This is a genomic window from Bowmanella yangjiangensis (genome assembly GCF_017255015.1).
GTDB classification, from domain to species: domain Bacteria; phylum Pseudomonadota; class Gammaproteobacteria; order Enterobacterales; family Alteromonadaceae; genus Bowmanella; species Bowmanella yangjiangensis.
In genome coordinates, this window is sequence record NZ_JAFKCS010000762.1 from 1 (window position 1) to 350 (window position 350).

The window sequence follows — 350 nt, forward strand, 5'->3', positions numbered from 1 at the left end:
TGACCCATATCGATTATTGCCCGCCCGCGCATCTGGCACAGGTGCTGCTGGCGCGTGGTTGCAGCTTCGACGTGTTGCGCGTCGACCTGGGCGAGCTGCGTGGCTATGACCTGGAGCGACCCAGGGCGGTGGCCGTGATGGGCGGCCCGATGAGCGTCAATGACCCCTTGCCGTGGATCGCCGACGAGGTGGCTGCCCTGCAGCGCCTCATCGCCCGCGAGGTACCGATCATCGGTCATTGCCTTGGCGGCCAGCTGCTGGCCAAGGCACTCGGCGCCAGCATTCGGCGGATGCCCTACACCGAAGCCGGCTGGCAGGACATGCAGCGCCATGCGCAGGTGACGGACAGC

The 350-nt window shown here is 67.4% G+C and carries 1 protein-coding gene; it reads left to right on the forward strand.

The window, feature by feature from the left end; translation table 11 throughout:
- Positions 1-350 (forward strand): type 1 glutamine amidotransferase (locus J0A65_RS26585; RefSeq protein ID WP_416135340.1); only part of this gene is annotated, 350 nt, incomplete at both ends.